This window comes from Plantactinospora sp. B5E13 (assembly GCF_039871775.1).
In the GTDB taxonomy this organism is placed as follows: Bacteria; Actinomycetota; Actinomycetes; order Mycobacteriales; family Micromonosporaceae; genus Plantactinospora.
In genome coordinates, this window is the sequence record NZ_JBDPLT010000009.1 from 203,147 (window position 1) to 220,533 (window position 17,387).

Here is a 17,387-nt window from a genome sequence, read left to right on the forward strand (position 1 = left end):
GGAACCCGGGTCGCCGGCGGCGGCCGTCCGCGGCAGACGGAGGAGGCGCCGGCAACAGCCGTCGCCATCGGGCGGCCCGGCTTCGGCTACCGTGTGTCGACCGACCGGCTGACAAGGAGGAACGGTGCTGGACTGGCTCAACTCGGCGGCGTTCACGGTGTTCGGTGCGCCGACCTCCTGGGCGGAACTGCTCGGCTTCGCCACCGGTCTGCTCTGCGTCTACCTGGTGGTGCGCCAGCACATCGCGAACTGGCCGGTCGGCATCCTCAACGTCCTGCTGCTGATGGTGGTCTTCTGGTCCGCCGGCCTGTACGCCGACGCCGGCCTGCAGATCGTCTACGTGCTGCTCGGCGCGTACGGCTGGTGGTCCTGGACCTTCGGCGGGGCGGGCCGGAGCACGCTGCGGGTACGCCGCACCAGCCGGCCGGAGTGGCTGGGCCTGGCGGTCGCCGGGATCGTACTGACCGGTGCGCTCTGGTACTTCCTGGATCGTTTCACCGGGTCGACGGTGCCGCTGCCGGACGCGCTGACCACCGCGCTCTCGCTGCTGGCGACGTACGGGCAGGCCCGGAAGCTGGTGGAGAGCTGGTGGTTCTGGATCACCGTGGACCTGGTCTACATCCCGCTCTACGGCTACAAGGACCTCTGGCTGACCGCGATCCTCTACCTGGCGTTCCTCGCCCTCTGTGTACTCGGGCTCCGGGCCTGGCGCGCCGACCTGCGCCGGGCCGCCGACGTGCCGGAACCGGCCGGTGCTCCGGCGGTCGCCTGACCATGGCGCCCCGGTTCCGCCACGGTCTGGTGGTCGGCAAGTTCTATCCCCCGCACGCCGGGCACCACCGGCTGGTCGAGAGCGCGGCGGCGGACTGTGCCCGGGTGAGCGTGGTCGTCGCGCCGTCCAGTGTGGAGTCGGTCCCGCTCGCCGACCGGCTGCGCTGGCTGCGTGAGGTGCACGCCTCGACACCCTGGGTCCGGTTTGTCGGTGTCGTCGACGACCACCCGGTGGACTACGCCGACCCCGGGGCCTGGGACGCGCACTGCGCGGTGTTCCGCCGGGCGGTCGGCGACGCCGTCGTCGACGCCGTGTTCAGCTCCGAGGCGTACGGCGAGGAGTTGGCCCGACGGTTCGCCGCCACCCATGTCTGCGTGGACCGCGACCGGGCCATCGTACCGGTCTCCGGCACCGCGGTCCGGGCCGATCCGGTCGCGTACTGGCACCACCTCGCGCCCCCGGTCCGGGCCTGGTTCACCCGCCGGGTGGTCGTGGTCGGCGCCGAGTCCACCGGGACGACCACGCTCTCCCGCGCGCTCGCCGCCGCGCTACGCGCCCGGGGCGGGGTCTGGGCCGACACCCGCTGGGTGCCGGAGTACGGCCGTGAGCTGACCGCACGGAAGCTGGCCGCGCTCCGCGCGGTCGACCCGGCCGCGACCGTCTTCGACGTGACCTGGGGTCCGGAGGACTTCGTCGAGGTGGTACGGGCCCAGAACGCCGCCGAGGAGTCGGCCGCCCGGGACGGGTCGCCGATCCTGGTCTGTGACACCGACGCCCGGGCGACCGCGGTCTGGGAGGAGCGTTATCTCGGGGCCACCTCGCCGGCGGTCCGGGCGGCGGCCGGAATGGCCGACCTCTACCTGCTCACCGACCACGAGGGCGTGCCCTTCGAGGATGACGGGCTGCGCGACGGTGCGCACCTGCGGGGCTGGATGACCGACCGGTTCCGGGCCGAGCTGCACGCCGCCGGAGCCCCGTTCATCCTGCTCACCGGCGCACCCGAGGTACGCCTGGCCGCCGCGCTGGAGGCCTGCGACGCGTTGCTGGCCCGGGGCTGGGCGCTGGCCGATCCGCTGCCGGCCAGGGGCACGGAGGTTTCGTCGACCGGGGCCTGACCCGGACCCACCGTACCGATGTTTACTTGGCCCGGAGGCCGGGCGGAGAGGAGTGGTCGGCGATGTTCCTGCGCCAGTTGGAGTACCTCACCGCGTTGGCCCGGGAGCAGCATTTCGGCCGGGCGGCGGCGGCCTGCTGGGTCAGTCAGCCCACCCTCTCCGACGGGATCCGCAAGCTGGAGGCGGAGTTCGGCGTCTCGGTGGTCCGCCGGGGGCACCGGTTCGAGGGCTTCACCCCGGAGGGCGAACGGCTGCTGGCCTGGGCCCGGCGTCTGCTCGCCGACCGGGACCAGTTGGTGGCGGAGTTCGGCCGGGCCAGCCACCAGGGTCTGACCGGGCGGTTGCGACTCGGTGCGGTGCCGGCCTCGTTGCCGCCGGTCTCGCTGCTCACCGGCCCGTTCTGCGAACTGCATCCGGGGACCAGTCTGACCGTACTCTCGCTGACCTCCGCGGAGATCCACCGTCGGCTGATCGACTTCGAACTGGACGCCGGGCTGACCTATCTCACCGGTGAGCCGCTCGCCGGGTTCCGGACGATTCCGCTCTACGACGAGCGTTACGTCCTGCTGACCAGCCAGGGCGGCGAGTTCGCGGAACGTACCGAGGTGGGCTGGGCGGAGGTCGCCGGGCTGCCGCTCTGCCTGCTCACCCCGGACATGCAGCACCGACGCATCCTCGACGACCTGTTCCTGCGGGCCGGGGTGGCGGTCACCCCGCGGATGGAGACGAACTCGGTCTCCACGCTCTGCTCGCACGTCCGGGGTGGCAACTGGGCGAGTGTCATCCCGCAGGCCTGGCTGGGGCTGTTGGGGGTACCGCCCGGGACGCGGGTGCTGCCGTTGGTCGAGCCGACCGCGACCAGCACGGTCGGGCTGCTGGTGCTGGACCGCGATCCGCAGCCGCTGGTCACCAGCGCGTTGATCCGGGTGGCCGAGGACCTCGACCTGCAGTCCGACATCGACGCGTTGGTGCCGGCGGAGGCAGTCTGACCTGCATCGATAGGTACGACCGATCGGCCGTTCGGGGATTGCTCATTGTTCCGCCCGGGCTGGTCGACCACCCTGGTGGGTGAGGCGTGACCGTCCGGCGACCGGGCCACGGGCCGGACGGCGTACCCGCCCCGGGGCAGGGCACAAAACATCCACCGGAGCGGTGGGGCCCGTGTCGGTGGACGGCCGACGCGGGCCCTTGGGCGACAGCCCGCTTTCCGCCATGCCCGGGTTCGGAATGGTCGCCGGAGAAACGTACCGGCGACTGCCGGGGAAAGAGACAGGTTGACCTGGGGCGGCAGCTCGAAGGCTTGCCAGCCTCACCAGTAATTGCATACTGTACTCAACATAACGCATACAGGTAAGTCCTTTGTGAAGGGAGCTGCCCGTGCGAGTTGCAGTGCTCGGAGCCGGTGCCATCGGCGCGTATGTCGGCGCGGCCCTGTGTCGGGCCGGAGTGGATGTCCATCTGATCGCCCGTGGGGCACACCTGGCCGCACTACGGACCCGAGGGGTCCGGGTGCTCAGCCCTCGGGGGGACTTCTCCGCCCATCCGCACGCGACCGACGATCCCGGCGAGGTCGGCCCGGTGGACTACGTCTTCCTCGGCCTCAAGGCCCATTCGTACGCCTCGGCGGGGCCGCTGCTCGAACCCCTGCTCGGACCGGAGACCGCACTGGTGGCCGGGCAGAACGGCATTCCGTGGTGGTACTTCCACAAGCTCGCCGGCCCGTACGAGAACCACCGCATCGAGGCGGTCGACCCGGGGGGCGCCACCTCCGCGGTGATGGCGCCGGAACGGGCGATCGGGTGTGTGGTCTACCCGGCGACCGTGATCGAGTCCCCCGGGGTGATCCGGCACCTGGAGGGCACCCGGTTCTCCATCGGCGAACCGGACGAGACGATCTCCGACCGGTGCGTACGGTTCAGCGAGGCGATGATCGCCGGCGGCCTGAAGTGTCCGGTCGAACGACACCTCCGAGACGACATCTGGATCAAGCTGATGGGCAACGTGGCGTTGAACCCGCTCAGCGCGCTCACCCGGGCCACCATGGTGGAGATGTGTGAGCACCTCGGCACCCGGCGGGTGATCGAACGGATCATGGAGGAGACGCTCGACATCGCGCACCGGGTCGGCAGCACTCCGGAGATCTCCATCGCGAAACGGATCGACGGCGCGCAGCGGGTCGGCCACCACAAGACCTCGATGCTGCAGGACCTCGAGGCCGGCAAGGAGATGGAACTCGACGCCATCGCGGCCGCGGTGGTGGAGATGGCCGACATCACCGGCGCACCCGCCCCGACCCTGCGGACCATCTACTCCGCCACCGACCTGCTGGGCCGGACCATGCTGGCCAGGCGGGCCGAGGCCCCGGCCATGCGCGCGGCCTGACCCCTCCCCCGTCGGACGGACCGACCGCCGGGAACCGGCAGGTCGCCCGCGAGCCGCAGAACCCGTGACCGCTCCGGTACGCCGACCGGGCGGAACCCCGACCAGGTGACCACCCCACCCGGCGGCGGTGCCGCAGAGTCTTGCACTGTAAGTGCCGACCGCATACTGTATGCACATTCGCCAACGCGTATCCGCACCGCAGACCCGGTGCCGGTCACCACCAGGCGGGCCGTCGGCGCCCCGGACCCCACCCCATCCCCCGTCCCGGACCGGCGAGCCCGCCCGATCCACAGGACACCCGATGCCCCGGAGGCTCCCGTGCCCCTGACCACCCACGCCCACTATCCGGAGGTCTGACTACCCCATGGCAAAGATTCCCTGCATGGACGCGGTCGTCGCGGTGCTCCAGTCGGAGGGCGTGGACGTCGTCTTCGGCTGCCCCGGCGCGGCGATCCTGCCGCTGTACGCGGCGATGCGTAAGACCGACATGCGGCACCTGATCGTCCGCCACGAGGAGGGCGCCACCCACATGGCGGACGGCTGGGCCCGGACCAACGGCAGGGTCGGGGTGGCGATCGGCACGTCCGGCCCGGCCGGCACCAACATGATCACCGGTCTCTACACCGCCCAGGCGGACTCCATCCCGATGATCTGCATAACCGGCCAGGCACCGACCAACAAACTCCACCAGGAGGCGTTCCAGGCGGTCGACATCGTGGAGATCGCCAAGCCGGTGACGAAGTGGGCGGTGCAGGTCAAGGAGGCCGCCCAGGCGCCCTGGATCTTCCGGGAGGCGTTCCGGATCGCCCGCTCCGGGCGTCCGGGGCCGGTGCTGATCGACCTGCCGATCGACGTACAGCGGCAGGAGATCGAGTGGGACGCCTCGATCGACGCCCCGCTGCCGGTGCCGGTGGTCGAACCGCACCCGCCCCGGGTCGAGCGCGCCCTCGACATGCTGCTGGCCGCCGAGCGCCCGCTGATCCTGGCCGGCGGCGGCGTCATCATCGGCGAGGCCGGCGACCTGCTGCGCGAGGTCGCGGAGCTGCTGACCGTGCCGGTGCAGGTCACCCTGATGGGCAAGGGCGCGATCCCGGAGGACCACGACCTGTTCGCCGGGATGACCGGCATCCAGACCACCCAACGCTACGGCAACGCATCGTTCCTGGAATCCGACCTGGTCCTGGCGCTCGGCGCCCGGTTCGGCGACCGACACACCGGTGACCTGGAGACCTACCGGGCCGGGCGGAAGTTCATCCACGTCGACATCGAGCCGACCCAGCTCGGCAAGGTCTTCGGCCCGGACCTCGGCGTGGTGTCGGACACCAGGGCGTTCCTGGTGGCACTGCGCGACGCGGCCCGGCGCCGCGCCGCGCTGCCGGACCGCGGCGAGTGGGTCGCCCGGGTACGCCAGTTGCGCCGCACCCTGGTCCGTCGGGACGACTTCGACTCGGTGCCGATCAAGGCACCCCGGGTGTTCCGGGAGATCAACGAATTCTTCGGCCCGGACACCTACTTCGTCACCGCGATCGGTCTCTACCAGATCTGGTCTGGCCAGTTCCAGAATGTCTACAAGCCCCGGCACTACCAGGTCTGCGGGCAGGCCGGTCCGCTCGGCTGGGAGATTCCGGCGGCGATCGGGGTGAAGTCGGCGAAACCCGATGCCGAGGTGGTCGGGGTGGTCGGCGACTATTCGTTCCAGTTCCTGGTGGAGGAACTCGCGGTCGCCGCGCAGTACAACATCCCGTTCGTCCTGGTGATGTTGAACAACGAGTATCTCGGACTCATCCGGCAGGCCGAGATCGGCTACGACATGAACTACGAGGTCGACATCCACTACGACGAGTACGGCACGGACAACGTCAAGGTGATGGAGGCGTACGGCTGTTCCGGCCGCCGGGTGACCCGGCCCGGTGAGATCGCCGACGCGCTGGCCTGGGCCAGCAAGGAGTCGAAGCGGACCAGCCGTCCGGTGCTGGTCGAGGTGATGATCGAGCGGGAGGCGAACACCGCGCACGGGCTGAGCATCGCGCAGGTCAACGAGTTCGAGCCGGTTCCGGAGATCGAGTACCGGGACGGCCTCGCCGGCTGAATTCCGGCTCCCGGCGCGGCGCGCTCCGTCGAGCCGTCGCCATTCACCATCGTCAAACCCAATGTCGGGGCGGACGGCCGAGCCGTCCGCCCCGACGGCACCACCGGGAAAGCTTCCCGGCCGGGGTCACCGGATGTCGATTTCACCGGAAGTCGTCGCGGTCACGTACCGCCGGCGACGTCATTGCATGTCGGCGACTGTATGCTATAGCCCAGGTTCGGACGCGAGCAGCGTCCGATTCGTTCTTTCGCGGCCGGAGGTAGTCGATGACAGATTGGGGAGGCTCGTCCTCGCCAGCCGCCAGCGGCGGCGGGCGCCGCCGGCTCGCCGCCACCCGCGGCCAGAGCCGGGCCGCCCGGCAACCGCTGGAGCGTCCCGCACCGCTGCGCCAGGCGGTTTACGACGTCATCGCCGAAATGATCATCAACCGGGAACTGCGACCTGGTGAGCACCTCGTCGAGAACGAGCTCGCCGCCCAACTCGGCGTCAGCCGGCAACCCGTCCGGGAGGCGCTGCAGCGCCTGCAGAGCGAGGGCTGGGTCGACCTGCGCCCGGCTCTCGGTGCCTTCGTACACGTACCCACCGAGGAGGAGGCCGACCAACTGCTGGCCACCCGTACCCTGCTGGAGACCGAGTCCGCCCGGTTGGCCGCGAAGCACGTCACCGACGCGCACGTCGAGCGGCTGCACGAACTGCAGGCGGCCGGCGAGAAGGCGCTGAGCGACAACGACCAGTCCGGCCTGGTCGCCGCGAACGCGGCCCTGCACGCGTACGTGGTCAGCATGTCCGGCAACAAGGTGCTGGCCGAGCTGATCGCCATGGTGGACCGTCGGGTCCGGTGGTACTACGCGCCGATCGCCCAGTCCCGGGGCCGGGAGGCGTGGGACGAGCACGCGGCGCTGATCGAGGTGATCGCCGGCCGGAACAGTAGGCGGGCCGCCGAGCTGATGCGCAAGCACACCGAGCGCACCCGGGAGAGCTACCACCAGCGGCGCAAGGAGGCCGCCGAGCGGGAGGCCCTGGCCTGACGGGGAGCCCTTTCCGCGTCCCGTTCGTGGAAGGGCTCCCCGGCCTGACGGGCGGCACCGGTTACAACAGGGTGCCGCCCGAGACATCGATCCACTGGCCGGTCACCCAGCGACTGTCCACGGAGGCCAGAAAGGCCACCGTGTCGGCGACGTCCTCGGCCGTACCCAGTCGACCCATCGGGGACAGGGACGACAACCAGGCCCGGGTGTCGCCGACCAGGCGCCCCTGGTGCATGTCGGTGTCGATGACCCCCGGCGCCACGGTGTTGACGGTGATGGCGCGCGGCGCCAACTGCTTGGCCAGGGTCGCGGTGAAGACGTCGAGCGCGCCCTTGGACATGGCGTAGACGATCGACCTCGGCATCGCGGAACCGCGGGTCAGCATCGTGGAGACGTTGACGATCCGGCCGCCGTCCCGCAGTCGTCGCAGTCCCTGCTGGGTGATGAAAAACGGTGCCCGGGCGTTGACCGCGAAGACGTGGTCGAAGGCGGCGTCGCTCACGTCCCCGATCTCCTGCGGGTCGCCGAGGATCCCCGCGTTGTTGACCAGGATGTCCAGCCCGTCCGCCTGCGCGTCGAACTCCGCCCAGAGCGCCGCGGCATCCCCGGGTACGCCGAGTTCGGCGTGTACGGCGAAGGCCTGCCCACCGGCCCCCTCGATCATCGAGACGGTCTCCTTCGCCGCCGCCGCGTTGCTGCCGTAGTGCACGGCGACCCGGGCGCCGTCCTGGGCCAGGCGCTGGGCGATCGCCCGGCCGATTCCCCTGCTGCCGCCGGTGACCAGCGCCGTCCTGCCGGCACGTGTGCTCATGACTGGTTCGCCTCTCGATCTGTCGCGTCTGGATCAGGCCTGGTAGGGGGCGGTGCTCCGGGCGTGCTTCAGCGCCCGGGCCCACCAGGTCACCTGGTCGAGCAGGGTCGTGGCGGCGGTGGCGGGACCCTCCGGGTCCTTGGGCCTGCCCTCGCCGTCGAACTGGCTCCAGGCACCGTGGAAGCTGACCGTGTCCCGGGTGGTGACGGCGTGGAGTTCCGCGAAGACCAGCCGCAGGTGCTCGACGGCACGCAGTCCGCCGGCGAGCCCGCCGTACGACACGAACGCCACCGGCTTGGCGTGGAACTGGACGTTGTGCCAGTCGATCACGTTCTTCAGGGCCGCCGGATAACTGTGGTTGTACTCCGGGGTCACCACGACGAAGGCATCGGAGGCCGCCAGTCGTGGGGTCAGGACACCGAGGGCACGCAGCGTCTGTGCCGACGGCGACCTCGACGGCGCCTCCGGACCGAGCGGCACCTCGGCCAGGTCGACCAGGTCGACCAGCACGTCGTCGCGGCGTTGCGCCTCGGCCACGAACCAGTTGGCCACGGTCGGGCCGAACCGTCCGTCCCGGACACTGCCCAGGATGACGGCGAGTCTCAGCCGGTTGTCGGACATGTCTGCTCCTCAGGCGGAAGTGGATCGAAGGGGTGTGGCCGCACCCGGAACAATTCGCGTACGCCGTACCCGAAATGAACGCTAGCCATTTGGGTACGATGTACGCAAGAGAACGGAGGGTGTGATGTCCGACAACAGCCGGGCCAGCATCTGGATGTCCCCGGAGCGGGTCGAGCGGTCCGGTCCTGGGCGACGGCCCGGCTACAGCCGGGCACAGATCACCCAGGTAGCCATCCGGATCGCGGACGCCGAGGGGCTGGACGCGGCGACCATGCGGCGGATCGCCCAGGAACTCGGCACCGGCGCGATGTCGCTGTACCGCTACGTGCCGAAACGCGACGACCTGATCGACCTCATGGTGGACGCGGTGACGGGCGAGATCGACCTGCCCGAGCGGCCCGGCGGGGACTGGCGGGCCGACCTCTCGCTGGTGGCGCACCAGTCCCGCGCCGTGGGGCTGCGTCACCCGTGGCGGGCCACGCTGGCCCGACGCCCCACCCTCGGGCCCCACTCGCTTCGGGTCTACGACTTCGCGCTGCGCGCCCTCGACGGGTTCGGCCTGCACATCGACGAGATCACCAGCCTGTACGGCATGGTCGGCGACTACGTCGCCAGCGCCGTCCGCGACGAGATCGGCTGGCTCGACCAGGCCCGGCACACCGGCATGGACCGCGAGCGGTGGATGAGCGAGTACGTCGGCCCGTACGTCGGACACGTCGTCGCGTCCGGCCGCTACCCGATGTTCAACCGGACGATCCGCGAGGGGCGGCTCGCGCACCTGTCCCCCGACGCACGCTTCCGGTACGGGCTGGACCACGTGCTCAACGGGATCGCCGCCGCCCTGGCCGGCCGGAACCAGGACCGCGGCCCGGGCACCGGGTGACCGGCGCCCGGACCGCGGCCGGGTGCGACGACTACTCGTCCGTCGTCACTGCCTCACAGGTCGTCACGGCCTCACAGCCGGATGGACTTCTTGTTCATGAACTCCTCGATGCCGGCCGGGCCGAGTTCCCGGCCCACCCCGGAGCGCTTGATCCCGCCGAACGGCAGGTCGGCCTGCGAGCCACCGGCGCTGTTCAGATACACCATGCCGGACTCGATCTGCTCGGCGACCCGGCGCAACCGGTCCGGATCGGTGCCCCAGACACTGGCGCCGAGCCCGAACGGCGAGTCGTTCGCGATCGCGACCGCCTCCTCCTCGGTCTGGGCGCGGAAGACCACCACCACGGGGCCGAAGATCTCCTCGTGGTAGGCGTCCATTTCGGGGGTCACGTCGGTGAGCACGGTGGCCTCGAGATAGGCGCCCGGGTCGATGCGACGCCCGCCGGTGCGTAGTGTGGCGCCCTGCTGGACCGCCTTCTCGATCTGACCGGCCACCTCGTCGGCCGCCGCGACCGACGCCAGCGGCGGCAACTTCGTCGCGGGGTCGCGGGGGTCGCCGGGTACGAAGGTCTCGGCCACGTGCTTGGTCAACCGGTCGACGAACTCCTCGTAGATGTCGGCGAGCACGATCATCCGCTTCGGCGAGTTGCACGACTGGCCGCAGTTGCGCATCCGGGCGGTGGCGGTCGCCTTCACCGTCCGGTCCATGTCGTCGGTGTCCAGCAGGACCAGCGGGTCGGACCCGCCGAGTTCCAGGACGACCTTCTTCAGATGCTTCCCGGCCTCGGCGGCGACCGAGATGCCGGCCCGCTCGCTGCCGGTCAGGGAGACGCCCTGGATGCGGGGGTCCGCGAGGATCCCGGGGATCTGCCTGCTGGACGCGAAGATGTTCACGTACGCGTCCTCCGGCACTCCGGCGTCGTGCAGTACCCGTTCGAACGCGGCCGCCGACCGGGGGCAGATCGAGGCGTGTTTCAGCAGGATGGTGTTGCCGAGGACCAGGTTCGGCGCCGCGAACCGGGCGATCTGGTAGCAGGGGAAGTTCCACGGCATGACCCCGAGCAGCGCCCCGATGGGGTTCTTGGTGATGACGGCCCTGCCGCCCCTGATCTCCAGTGGCTCGTCGGCCAACAGCGCGGGGCCGTTGTCGGCGTAGTACCGGAAGATGTCGACGACCACGCCGATCTCGCCGCGACCCTCGTTGATCCGCTTGCCCATCTCCAGCGTCATGATCGCCGCCAGTTCGTCGGCGCGCTCGGCGAACAGGTCCGCCGCCCTCGACACGATGGTGGCCCGCTCGGCGACCGACCGGCGCCGCCACGACAGGTACCCATGGTGGACGCGGTCGATCGCTTCCCGGACCTCCTCCTCGGTCGCGTTCTCGATCTTCTCGACCAGTTCACCCGTCGCTGGGTCGGTGACTGTGTACATGGGGATCCGAGCCCTCCGTTCTTGACCACGGTCGCGCATCGGCCGGCCGCTCACCCGCACCGCGGGTTCGTCGCGGCGAAGGGGCGTTGCTCACCGGGGCGCCTGAGCGAGATGTCCGACGCCGTCCACGCCGACGCCGACGGTGCGGTGCGCCCCGGTCACCGGGGCGCACCGTGGAACACAGGACAGCCGGTCGTCCTCAGCGCTGGACCGTGATGCCCTTCGGGTTGAGGTGGGCGATGTTGCCACTCTCGGTCCCGTCGGCGGGGTCGATGACGCAGTCGATGAGCGCGGGCCGCCGCGCCGCCAGGGCCTCGCGCAGCGCGGCGGTGACCTCCGCCGGCGTCGTCGCCCGATAGCCCTTGCCCCCGAAAGCGCTGATCATGACGTCGTGGCGGGCCGTGAGGGCGGTCGGTGCCGGGTCTGCCGACGGTGACGCCTCGTCGCCGCGGTAGACGCCGCTGTTGTTCAGCACCACCGTGACGATGGGCAGGTTGTAGCGGCAGATCGTCTCGATCTCCATGCCGCTGAAGCCGAACGCGCTGTCGCCCTCGATGGCGACGACCGGGTCTCCGCTCTCGACCGCGGCGGCGATCGCGAACCCCATGCCGATGCCCATCACGCCCCAGGTGCCGCTGTCCAGGCGGTGTCGCGGCACCGACATACCGATGGTGTTACGGGCCAGGTCCAGCGCGTTCGCACCCTCGTTGACGACGTACGCCCGCGGGTTCTCCGCCAGGACGTCGCGGATGGCCTGCAGCGCGCCCAGGAACTTCATCGGATGTGCCGTCTCGGCGGCCTTGAGGCGCTTCGCCATCTTGTCGACGTTCGCCGCGGAGCGGGCCGAGAGCTCGTCGCGCCACTGGGCCGGGACCGTGATCTGGCCGGGTTTGGTCCGATCGATCAGGGCCTGCAGCACCGAACCGACGTCACCGACGAGCGGCGCCGCGATGGGCTGGTTGCTGTCCAACTCGGTGCTGGCGATGTCCACCTGGATGAACTTGGCGTCCGGGTCCCACTGCGGCGCGTCGCCGTGTCCGAGCAGCCAGTTCAGCCGCGCGCCGACGAGCATCACGACGTCGGCCCGGCGCAGTGCCAGCGACCTGGTGCTGGCCACCGACTGCGGGTGGTCGTCGGGCAGCAGCCCCTTCGCCATCGACATGGGCAGGTAGGGCACCCCGGTACGCTCGACGAACTCGCGGACCTGCTCGTCCGCCTGCGCGTACGCGGCGCCCTTGCCGAGCACGACGAGCGGCCGCTCGGCGTTCGCGAGCAGTTCGATGGCGCGGTCCAGGGCCGCGGGTTCCGGCAGCTGACGCGGTGCCGGGTCGACGACCTGCCACAGCGACGCCGCGCCCAGGTCCGCGTCGATGACCTCGCCGAGGACCGCCGCCGGAATGTCGAGGTAGACGCCGCCCGGTCGTCCGGAGACGGCGGTACGGATCGCGCGGGCCACGCCGCGGCCGATGTCCTCGGCCCGGTGTACGCGGTATGCCGCCTTGGCGAACTGTCGGGCCGCCGCCAGCTGGTCCATCTCCTCGTAGTCGCCCCGCTGCAGATCGACCAGGTGCCGCTCGCTGGATCCGGAGATCTGCACCATGGGGAAGCAGTTCACGGTGGCGTTGGCGAGGGCCACCAGCCCGTTGAGGAAGCCCGGCGCGGAGACGGTCAGGCAAATTCCCGGCTTTTTTGTCAGGAAGCCGGCCGCGGCCGCCGCATGCCCGGCGGCGCTCTCGTGCCGGAAGCCGATGAACCGGATGTCGGACGCCTGTGCCAGGCGGGCCAGGTCGGTGATCGGGATGCCGACGACGCCGTAGATGGCGTCGACCTCGTTGAGCTTGAGCGCGTCGACGACCAGATGGATTCCGTCGGTGAGTTTCTTCGCACCTACGGCGCCGTCAGCTTCTGATTCCCGGACGGAAGCGATGGTCATGATCAGAGTCCTCCATCGTGGTCATGCGACCGCTGTATGCATATGCAATCCAGACGCCGGCCGTCGGGGTCGACCGACACCCTCCCCCTCGCCGTCCCCAGAATTGCATACCGTATGGGGTAGGCAATAATCGTGGACCATGTAACAGCGGAGTGTCTAGGGGGTAGCAGGCACGTTTTCCGGGCAGCCGCCGGCCCGCCAGTGCCGGCCTGGTCACGGGGAACGCGACGGTCCCGGCGGTGGCTTTGGTCACTAGATCGTCTTTTGTATACCGCAGGCGGTATCCTGGAAGCGCACAACATGGGACCTGTCAACGGACAGGACGAGCACTGAGCAGGTTTGTGGTGGAACGACACCGGGTAGCTCCACACAGGAGGCGAACCGTACCGTTGACACCACCGATCCGGGACGCAACGCCGCGGCCCCGTCCGGTCGTCGCGGGTATCCCCCGTTCACGGCCGATCCGGCGACAGACCCCGCCGCCACCCGAGGAGAACGTGGCGACGGCAAACCCGGCGACCCGGAGTGTGCCCGGCCCCACCAGGCACATCCGGGTGTCCTGCCGGACCACCGACCCGTACGGCGCAACGCCGCCGGTCCGGTGCGCACAGTCCCGGGAAGCGTCGTTTCCCGGGAAGACCAATCAATCAGGGGTGATGTCATGACCACCTGGCGAACGTTCTCGCGTTCCCTGACCCGCCTGAGCGACCGCCTGGCCCTGCCGACCGGTTTCCCGGCCGACGGCCGCTCCCTCGGCCTCGGCCTGGCCGCCGCGCTGGAGAACCAGCGTCGGGCCGCCCGGCCGAGCGACGAGGAGATCGAGCGCTTCCTCCGGGGCTCCGCCTCGGAGGAGGACCTGCTCAAGGTCTGACGGGCAGCTCGGTCAGGCCGCCGGTGCGCGGCCTGACCGAGCATCCGGTACGGACCTCGTCCCGCCTCAGACCTTGTCCCGCTCCGCCGCCACCGGATCGGGGGCGTCGGCGATATCCGCCTCCGTACCCTCCGTGGCGGCGGTCGGCCGTTGCCGCTGCTCCCGCCGGGACACCGCCAGGCTCGCCACCGTGGTGACCACCAGGGTCCCGAGGATGACCCCGAGCGAGACGGCGATCGGCACCTCCGGCGCCCAGGAGACGCCGTCATGGTGCAGGGCCTCCATCACCAGCTTCACCCCGATGAAGGCCAGGATGATCGCCAGACCCTTGCTGAGGTACACCAGCCGGTCCAGCAGCCCGCCGATCAGGAAGTAGAGCTGCCGTAGGCCCATCAACGCGAAGGTGTTCGCGGTGAAGACCAGGTACGGCTCCTGGGTCAGGCCGAAGATCGCCGGAATGGAGTCCAGGGCGAACAGCAGGTCGGTGGTACCGATGGCGATCATGACGATCAGCATCGGCGTCACCATCATCCGCCCGTCCACCCTGGCCAGCACCGACGAGCCACGGTAGCCGTCGGTGGTCGGCAGGATCCGCTTCATCGTCCGCAGCGCGACGTTCTCGGAGAACTCGTCCTCGTGCTGCGGACCGACCAGCTTGATCGCGGTGTAGATCAGGAACGCGCCGAAGATGTAGAACAGCCAGTCGAACCGGGTGATGGCCTGGGCGCCGGCCGCGATGAAGACGGCCCGCATCAGCAGCGCCAGCACGATGCCGATCAGCAGCACCTTCTGCCGGTATTTCAGGGGTACCGCGAACCGGCTCATGATGATGACGAAGACGAACAGGTTGTCGACGCTCAGCGAGTACTCGGTGAGCCAGCCGGCGAAGAACTGCCCGCCGTACGACGTGCCCTGGGTTCCCATGATCACGAACCCGAAGACGACCGCCGCCAGTACGTAGAAGCTCACCCAGGCGACGCACTCCCGGAAGGACGGGTCACGTGGATTACGGGCGACCAGGTAGAAGTCGAAGGCGATCATCACGAGGAAGCCGCCGATCGTGACGGCCCACACCCAGACCGGTAGGTTCATGAACTACTCCTTGGGGCCAGTTCGAAACAGGGCCGGTCGGCCCGTCGCGCGGGCGGTCGCCCGGGTCCGCCGTCGGCTCTCCCGGGCCCGGTACTGCGCCTCGGCGTGCCGGAGGTAGAAGCCGTACAGCCGGTCGGCGGCGGGGTTGCGGTGCCGGATCCGACGCAGCCAGTACGGCGCGATCCGCTCGTGCAGCCAACTGAACCCGATGGCGAAACCGAGACTGACGATCGCCTGGTAGACGAGGAACCCGAGGACGTCCGGCGGCAGGGCCGGCCGGCCTGCGAGAAGCAGGCCGGCCAGCACCTCGTGCAGCAGCCGGGCGATCGGGAACGCCACCAGCCAGAAGAGCGCCGCCGGGGCGAACACCCCGGGCGACAGGACGCCGCGCGCCTGCAGCAGCCCGTACCCGGCACCGGCCAGCGCCAGCGGTAGGCCGAGGCCGAGGCCGGCGGCCAGGGCCCAGCCACCGGACTGGCCGGCGATCAGGGCCATTCCGGCGGTGGCCAGCCCGCCGAGAAGCCCGATCGCGGCCCCCGGCGTGGCGAGTTCGGTCAGCTGCCGTAGACGGTCAGCAGTCATCACAGGTCCTCGTTTCCGTCTAGTCGATGACCACGCCGAAGCGGACGAGGCTGTAGATCAGCATGCCGAGGTAGAACGTCGCACCGAAGCCGATCACCAGGTTCTGGAAGATGTTCGGTCGGATCTTCTTCGGCAGCATCAGGTTGTTCACCAGCAGCAGCACGACGCAGTACGCGCCCATCGCGAAGGTGGACAGGAAGGCCAGGATGTCGAGGATCGCACCCGGGCCGTCCGCGGGACCGAAGTTGAGGATCAGGATGCCGAAGACGATCACGCCCCAGAGGAAGCCGGCGTACAGCTTCGACATGCTGAACCGCTTGGCCCCCGGGACGAAGTGGTACGTCATGTCCGCCTGGCCCCGGGAGAACGAGTCGAACAGCCCCAGGGTGGCGTTGAGACCGATCAGCGCGATGAATCCGAGGAAGATGCCGTGCAGCACCGGGGCTCCGGCCGAGGCGAAGGCCTCCGCCATCGCACTCAGCGCCGCCTCCCGCTCGCCGTCCCGGATCACGTCACCGACGCTCGGGTTCTCCCGGACCGCGGTCTGGGCCAGCACGGTGAACGAGATGGTGACCAGCATCGTCACACCCCAGAAGAGCAGCAGGGCGTCGAAGGTGACCCACCGCCGCCAGCCCTTCCACTTCTTCATCTCCTCCGGGTTGTCGGTGTCGAACATGAAGCCACGCGACGGCATGACCTCCTGCTCACCGGCGTGCCGCAGGCCCCGGATCTTTGGGATGTGCGCGCCCATGCCGGCGCCGGAGTCCCGCAGGTGCAGCGTGTACCACATCTGCTGCATGCCGGACGGGCCGGCGAAGGCGATCGCGCCGACGATGACCGGGAACCAGGTCGCCGACATCGCCTCGTCCGGCAGGTAGCCGAAGTGGAACATGCCGCCGAGGGTCTCGGTGACGTCGCTCCACTGGCCGACGATCGAGGCGGCCACCGCGGTGCCGATCACCAGGACACCGATCAGGATGCCGAGCAGGCTCTCCAGCAGCGGGTAGATCACCTTGGCGAGGCTGAACACGATGCCGACCAGGATCAGACCCACACACGCGGATACTGTCCAGGGTATGCCGGTCACCTGCTCGAACGCGGCGGCACCGGTGGAGAGGTGCCCCGGCCAGATGTAGACCAGGATCGCCACGCTGAAGAAGAACCACATCAGTGGTTTGAAGACCCGGGCGGCGCCGAAGAAGATGCTCTCGCCGGTGGCCATCGCGTACCGGGCCATCTCCAGCATCACGAACGCCTGGAGGGTGACGCCGATCAGGAACAGCCACCGGATCTCCGGCCCGAAGATCAGGACCAGCCGGGGCCACATGTACGACTCGCCCATGCCCACGCCGAGCGCGACGAGGAACACGGTCGGGCCGAGCAGGTGGACCGAGGGTGGCGCCTTGGGGAGTTCGCGGATCGGCATCGGTTCGAGCTTGCCGGCCCGCCACACCCGGGTTTCGGTGGCGGTGCCCCCGCCTGCGCCGGAGCGCTGGTCGGGGATCTCTGTGGTGCCGGATGTCGCTGGCGTACTACTTGTCGACTGGCTGTGGGCAGGGCGGTTCGAAGCGTCCACGCTGGACCTCCTAGGGACTTCCGACGACACGAATCCGGTGGACGGAGCCGGACCCGACGTGCATGTGTCCTTCGACCCCTGGCCGCGGAGCGGGTCGCCGTGAGGCTAGTGGCCCCTCCAACTGCCTGGTGTGGTGTAGCGGATGTGCATCGGACCTTCCCCGACCTTCCGGTGGGTCCGTCGCGGCGGTCGCCGCGACCGA

15 protein-coding genes are annotated in these 17,387 nt (G+C 69.9%); 8 read left to right on the forward strand and 7 right to left on the reverse strand.

The features are described from left to right. The first annotated feature begins 124 nt into the window (after window positions 1–124). The 6 genes from pnuC (at window position 125) to ABGB05_RS11485 (ending at window position 7,386) form a co-directional block, all read left to right on the forward strand. The gene (gene pnuC / locus ABGB05_RS11460) at window positions 125–772 is read left to right on the forward strand and encodes a nicotinamide riboside transporter PnuC (RefSeq protein WP_347653225.1); all 648 of its coding nucleotides are present in this window, start codon (window positions 125–127) and stop codon (window positions 770–772) included. A 2-nt stretch (window positions 773–774) separates the two neighbouring features. After that, a complete protein-coding gene (locus ABGB05_RS11465; protein ID WP_347653226.1) occupies window positions 775–1,887 on the forward strand; it encodes an AAA family ATPase in 1,113 nt (370 codons plus the stop codon). Window positions 1,888–1,913: 26 nt separating this feature from the next. Then, window positions 1,914–2,876, forward strand: coding sequence for a LysR family transcriptional regulator (locus tag ABGB05_RS11470; RefSeq protein WP_347653227.1), 963 nt, complete (start codon window positions 1,914–1,916; stop codon window positions 2,874–2,876). Between the two features lie 388 nt (window positions 2,877–3,264). Next, on the forward strand, window positions 3,265–4,269 hold the full coding sequence (locus ABGB05_RS11475) for a 2-dehydropantoate 2-reductase (RefSeq protein WP_347653228.1): 1,005 nt from the start codon (window positions 3,265–3,267) through the stop codon (window positions 4,267–4,269). 364 nt (window positions 4,270–4,633) lie between these two features. Then, window positions 4,634–6,358 carry a glyoxylate carboligase gene (gene gcl / locus ABGB05_RS11480; protein ID WP_347653229.1) on the forward strand — a complete coding sequence of 575 codons (1,725 nt, stop codon included), beginning with the start codon at window positions 4,634–4,636 and terminating at the stop codon, window positions 6,356–6,358. A gap of 266 nt (window positions 6,359–6,624) precedes the next feature. After that, window positions 6,625–7,386, forward strand: coding sequence for a GntR family transcriptional regulator (locus ABGB05_RS11485; protein ID WP_347653230.1), 762 nt, complete (start codon window positions 6,625–6,627; stop codon window positions 7,384–7,386). A 61-nt stretch (window positions 7,387–7,447) separates the two neighbouring features. On the opposite strand, the gene ABGB05_RS11490 is transcribed toward ABGB05_RS11485, so the two are convergent. After that, window positions 7,448–8,197 (reverse strand): SDR family oxidoreductase, encoded by a 750-nt coding sequence (locus tag ABGB05_RS11490; RefSeq protein ID WP_347653231.1) that lies wholly within the window; start codon window positions 8,195–8,197, stop codon window positions 7,448–7,450. 33 nt (window positions 8,198–8,230) lie between these two features. Continuing rightward, window positions 8,231–8,818 carry an NAD(P)H-dependent oxidoreductase gene (locus ABGB05_RS11495; protein WP_347653232.1) on the reverse strand — a complete coding sequence of 196 codons (588 nt, stop codon included), beginning with the start codon at window positions 8,816–8,818 and terminating at the stop codon, window positions 8,231–8,233. Between the two features lie 124 nt (window positions 8,819–8,942). On the opposite strand from ABGB05_RS11495, the gene ABGB05_RS11500 reads away from it, so the two are divergent. Then, entirely contained in the window at window positions 8,943–9,701 is a 759-nt protein-coding gene (locus tag ABGB05_RS11500) for a TetR/AcrR family transcriptional regulator (protein WP_347653233.1), read from the forward strand. Between the two features lie 71 nt (window positions 9,702–9,772). Here ABGB05_RS11500 and ABGB05_RS11505 read toward each other — a convergent pair whose 3' ends face one another. Continuing rightward, window positions 9,773–11,131, reverse strand: coding sequence for an NAD-dependent succinate-semialdehyde dehydrogenase (locus ABGB05_RS11505; RefSeq protein ID WP_347653234.1), 1,359 nt, complete (start codon window positions 11,129–11,131; stop codon window positions 9,773–9,775). 199 nt (window positions 11,132–11,330) lie between these two features. After that, window positions 11,331–13,064, reverse strand: coding sequence for an oxalyl-CoA decarboxylase (gene oxc / locus ABGB05_RS11510; protein ID WP_347653235.1), 1,734 nt, complete (start codon window positions 13,062–13,064; stop codon window positions 11,331–11,333). Window positions 13,065–13,725: 661 nt separating this feature from the next. On the opposite strand from oxc, the gene ABGB05_RS11515 reads away from it, so the two are divergent. After that, entirely contained in the window at window positions 13,726–13,935 is a 210-nt protein-coding gene (locus ABGB05_RS11515; protein WP_347653236.1) for a hypothetical protein, read from the forward strand. 66 nt (window positions 13,936–14,001) lie between these two features. Here ABGB05_RS11515 and ABGB05_RS11520 read toward each other — a convergent pair whose 3' ends face one another. The 3 genes from ABGB05_RS11520 to ABGB05_RS11530 are packed head-to-tail and all read right to left on the reverse strand — an operon-like array spanning window position 14,002 to window position 17,185. Beyond that, complete coding sequence (locus ABGB05_RS11520) at window positions 14,002–15,027, reverse strand: TerC family protein (protein ID WP_347653237.1); 1,026 nt, start codon at window positions 15,025–15,027, stop codon at window positions 14,002–14,004. A 3-nt stretch (window positions 15,028–15,030) separates the two neighbouring features. Next, window positions 15,031–15,609: a hypothetical protein gene (locus tag ABGB05_RS11525; protein WP_347653238.1), complete on the reverse strand. Its 579-nt coding sequence runs from the start codon at window positions 15,607–15,609 to the stop codon at window positions 15,031–15,033. A 19-nt stretch (window positions 15,610–15,628) separates the two neighbouring features. Next, window positions 15,629–17,185 carry an Nramp family divalent metal transporter gene (locus ABGB05_RS11530; protein WP_347653239.1) on the reverse strand — a complete coding sequence of 519 codons (1,557 nt, stop codon included), beginning with the start codon at window positions 17,183–17,185 and terminating at the stop codon, window positions 15,629–15,631. Between the last annotated feature and the right edge of the window lie 202 nt (window positions 17,186–17,387).

Coding starts and splice junctions, on each gene's coding strand:
- ABGB05_RS11465 (WP_347653226.1), top strand. CDS start 775: ATGGCGCCCCGGTTCCGCCACGGTCTGGTGGTCGGCAAGTTCTATCCC.
- oxc (WP_347653235.1), bottom strand. CDS start 13,064: ATGACCATCGCTTCCGTCCGGGAATCAGAAGCTGACGGCGCCGTAGGT.
- ABGB05_RS11505 (WP_347653234.1), bottom strand. CDS start 11,131: ATGTACACAGTCACCGACCCAGCGACGGGTGAACTGGTCGAGAAGATC.
- ABGB05_RS11495 (WP_347653232.1), bottom strand. CDS start 8,818: ATGTCCGACAACCGGCTGAGACTCGCCGTCATCCTGGGCAGTGTCCGG.
- ABGB05_RS11520 (WP_347653237.1), bottom strand. CDS start 15,027: ATGAACCTACCGGTCTGGGTGTGGGCCGTCACGATCGGCGGCTTCCTC.
- ABGB05_RS11485 (WP_347653230.1), top strand. CDS start 6,625: ATGACAGATTGGGGAGGCTCGTCCTCGCCAGCCGCCAGCGGCGGCGGG.
- ABGB05_RS11525 (WP_347653238.1), bottom strand. CDS start 15,609: ATGACTGCTGACCGTCTACGGCAGCTGACCGAACTCGCCACGCCGGGG.
- gcl (WP_347653229.1), top strand. CDS start 4,634: ATGGCAAAGATTCCCTGCATGGACGCGGTCGTCGCGGTGCTCCAGTCG.
- ABGB05_RS11515 (WP_347653236.1), top strand. CDS start 13,726: ATGACCACCTGGCGAACGTTCTCGCGTTCCCTGACCCGCCTGAGCGAC.
- ABGB05_RS11500 (WP_347653233.1), top strand. CDS start 8,943: ATGTCCGACAACAGCCGGGCCAGCATCTGGATGTCCCCGGAGCGGGTC.
- ABGB05_RS11490 (WP_347653231.1), bottom strand. CDS start 8,197: ATGAGCACACGTGCCGGCAGGACGGCGCTGGTCACCGGCGGCAGCAGG.